The sequence below is a fragment of the Caldimonas hydrothermalis genome (assembly GCF_056746695.1).
The window spans coordinates 1-3,545 of sequence record NZ_JBWQXA010000028.1 but is presented as its reverse complement, the minus strand read 5'-3'; the positions used below and the strand labels follow the sequence as shown (position 1 = coordinate 3,545).

Annotated in this window: 3 protein-coding genes and 1 pseudogene; all 4 read left to right on the top strand. The window is 66.9% G+C overall.

The window, feature by feature from the left end; all coding sequences use genetic code 11:
- Window positions 1–375, top strand: a pseudogene (locus AC1ECW_RS16205) (methyl-accepting chemotaxis protein); the annotation flags it as partial.
- 31 nt (window positions 376–406) lie between these two features.
- A complete protein-coding gene (locus AC1ECW_RS16200; protein ID WP_409710112.1) occupies window positions 407–1,984 on the top strand; it encodes a methyl-accepting chemotaxis protein in 1,578 nt (525 codons plus the stop codon).
- 109 nt (window positions 1,985–2,093) lie between these two features.
- Window positions 2,094–2,570, top strand: a complete 477-nt coding sequence (locus AC1ECW_RS16195) for a chemotaxis protein CheW (RefSeq protein WP_409710115.1) — start codon at window positions 2,094–2,096, stop codon at window positions 2,568–2,570.
- A 17-nt stretch (window positions 2,571–2,587) separates the two neighbouring features.
- On the top strand, window positions 2,588–3,545 hold a 958-nt coding region (locus AC1ECW_RS16190), incomplete at its 3' end, for a methyl-accepting chemotaxis protein (protein ID WP_481202292.1).

Genomic DNA, 3,545 nt, shown 5'->3' with positions numbered 1-3,545 from the left:
ATCGGCCAGATCAACGCAGCCGTCGGCCAGCTCGACCAGATGACCCAGCAAAACGCCGCCCTGGTCGAGCAGTCCGCCGCCGCCGCCGAGTCCCTGCGCGAACAGGCACAGCGACTGGCTCAGGTGGTCGCTGCGTTCCAGATCGGCCGTGAGGCGCCAGGCGCTGTCGATCCGGCACCAGCCTCCCCCCCTGCCGTCGCGCAAGCGGCCTCCCTGGCCGATGCGGTGATCCGCAAAGCGAAAACCTCGCCGGCCCCGGCCGCCCCCGCGCCGACCCCGCAAGCACGCCGTGCTGCCGCCGTGGCCCCGGCACCGTCGCCCAAGGCCGTCCAGCCTTCGCCCAAGCTGTCCGACGACGACTGGGAAACCTTCTAAGACATTGACGAACACGCGAGGAGACACACTCATGAGCTTTCTGCATGCCTTGGCCCACACCCGGATCGCCACCCGCCTGGCAGTGGCCTTGGGGCTGCTGATGCTGCTGATGATCGGCGTGAGCAGCTACAGCGTGAAGAAGCTCAGCGACACCACGGCAGTGATCGAACGCCTGACCGAACGCGAGACGGCCCTCATGCAGGTGGTCGGGCAGTGGAAGTCGCTCGTCGAGATCAACGTGCTGCGCATCGTCACACATTCGCGTCTGGGCACCGGCGACTTCCCTGACCAGCTCATGAAAGACTACACCGCCGACTCCCAGCGCATCGACGCGCTGCAGCAGCAGATCCAGGCCGCGATCGACGACTCGGCCTTGAGCGCCCAATACGGGCAGATCGAGACCTTGCGCAAGTCCATCCTCGCCTATGGCCCGCGGATCCGGGAACTGCGCGACAGCGGCGACTACTTCGCACTGGAGCAGTTGCTCGACGGCGACTTCGAGAAGACCCGCAAGGCCTACATCGAAGGCATCGACGGGCTGCAGCGGTCCATCCAGGAGCGGGCCCGCCAGGCCTTCGCCGCCGCCCAGGCCGACACACGTTCGGCCGCTTTCGTCTCCGTGGCCCTGGTCCTGGCCAGTCTGGCGTTCGCGGCCGTCTTCGGATGGTGGTTGAGCCGGTCGATCTCCCGCCCCATCGCCAGCGTCGTCCACCACGCCCACGCGATCGCAGCCGGTGACCTGTCGTCGAACGTCGAGGTGACGGCCGGCGGCGAAGCCGGTGAGCTGCAGGCTGCGCTGGCCGAGATGCAGGCCTCGCTGCGCCGCATGGTGTCCCAACTGCACCTGGCCACCGAGAACATCAACACCGCCAGCAGCGAGATCGCCCAGGGCAACCACGACCTGAGCGCGCGCACCGAGCAGGCTGCCTCCAGCCTGCAGCAGACCGCCTCGTCGATGGAACAGCTCACGGGCACCGTCGGCCAAAGCGCCGAGAGCGCCCAGCAGGCCAGCCAACTGGCCCGCAGTGCCGCCGAAGCGGCGCAGCGCGGCGGCACCGTCGTCTCCCAGGTCGTCGCCACCATGGACGAGATCAATGCCTCGTCCAAGAAAATCGCCGACATCATCGGCGTCATCGATGGGATTGCCTTCCAGACCAACATCCTGGCGCTCAATGCCGCCGTCGAGTCGGCCCGCGCCGGTGAACATGGCCGCGGCTTTGCCGTCGTCGCCGGCGAGGTGCGCAACCTCGCCCAACGTTCGGCCGAAGCGGCCAAGGAGATCAAGGCGCTCATCGGCGCCTCGGTCGACAAGGTCGAAGGCGGCTCGCGTCTGGTGGCCGATGCCGGGGCCTCCATGCAGGAGATCGTGGCGGCCGTGCGGCGTGTCACCGACATGATCGGCGACATCTCCGCCTCCACCCAGGAACAGAGCTCTGGCATCGGCCAGATCAACCAGGCCGTCACGCACCTGGACCAGATGACCCAGCAAAACGCCGCGCTGGTCGAACAATCGGCCGCCGCTGCCGAGAGCCTGCGTGAACAGGCCCAGCGCCTGGCGCAGCTCGTGTCGCAGTTCCGCCTGGAAGCCGCATCGACGGCAACGGCCTGATGTTGCCCTCAAGCGCCCTCGCGCACCGCCGATAAACCCGAGAAGGACCCGGGCCGCGCCCGGGGCGCTTCCCGCCGAATCATTGTCCATCGACCGAAGAGTGACCACCATGGGTGCCAACGAAGCCTTCATCGACCCGCATGTCCGCCCCCGCGAATACCTCACCTTCCGACTGGGGGGCGAGGAATACGGCATCGACATCCTTCGCGTGCAGGAGATCCGCTCCTACGAGGCGCCCACCCGCATTGCCAATGCGCCCCCGCACATCAAGGGGGTGGTGAACCTGCGCGGCGTGATCGTGCCCATCGTGGACCTGCGCATCCGCTTTGCCACCGCCCAATGCGAATACAACGACTTCACCGTGGTCGTCGTGCTGCACGTGGCCGGTCGTGTCGTCGGTGCGGTGGTCGACGCGGTCAGCGACGTGCTGGAGATCGCCCCCGACAGCATCCGGTCGGCTCCTGAGATGAACTCCGTGGTGGACGCCGGCTGCATCGTCGGCCTGGCCAACATCGCCGAGCGCATGCTGATCCTGCTCGACATCGAAAAGCTGATGGCCGACCCGGCCATGGGCCTGACCGACTGATTTCTGCGGAGACTTCCATGCAAGTGATGAACCTGATGCGGCATTTCACCATCCGCACGCGCATGGTCGGCGCGATCGCCGTGGTGCTGACCCTGCTGGCCATCGTGGGCGGCGCGGGTCTGGTCGGCATGTTCCGCATGCAGTCCATGAACCAGCACTTCATCGACAACGCCTATGCAAAGGCCGCCCTCGTCTCTGAGCTGCGGCAAAGCCTGGCCCACCTGCGCCGCTACGAAAAGGACATGATCATCTTCTACGAGCAGCCCGCGCGCGTGTCCGAGACCCACGAGCTGTGGAAGCAGACCGCCGCCAAGGTCAACGAACAGGTACGGGCGCTGCGCGCCCTGGCCAGCGGCAACGATGCCGAACTCCTGCAGGCCATCGGCAAACACATGGAGGACTACCAGAAGGCCTTTGCCCCCGTGGCCAACCAGCTCGAGGCCAGCGGCTACGACTCGGCCACCACGGCCGACAAAGTGATGTTCCGTGCCTATGCAGCGCTGAACGACCTGGACAAGGCTTTCCAGACCCTGGTGGCGCAGCTCAACGACGAAGCCACCCGCTCAGGCCAGGCCGCGCAGGACGCCGCCCGGCTCACCATCCTCCTGTTCGGGGCGGCGGTAGTCCTGGCCACGGTGGTGGTCGTGCCGCTGACCTTGCTGAACATGCACAGCATTTGCAAACCCATCGTGGAAGCCCGCGCGCTGGCCGGCGCCATCGCCTCGGGCGACCTGACGCGCCCTGTGAGCACGCAGGGACGCGACGAAATCGCCCAGCTGCTCGAAGCGCTGCGCCAAATGCAGGAGTCTTTGCGTCAGATCGTCGGCCAGGTGCACGCCTCCACCGAATCCATCGCCACGGCCAGCGCCGAGATTGCGCAAGGCAACCAGGACCTGAGCAGCCGCACCGAGCAGGCCGCCAGCAGCCTGCAGCAAACCGCCTCGTCCATGGAGCAAATCGCCGGCACCGTCAAAC

Coding starts and splice junctions, on each gene's coding strand:
- AC1ECW_RS16200 (WP_409710112.1), top strand. CDS start 407: ATGAGCTTTCTGCATGCCTTGGCCCACACCCGGATCGCCACCCGCCTG.
- AC1ECW_RS16195 (WP_409710115.1), top strand. CDS start 2,094: ATGGGTGCCAACGAAGCCTTCATCGACCCGCATGTCCGCCCCCGCGAA.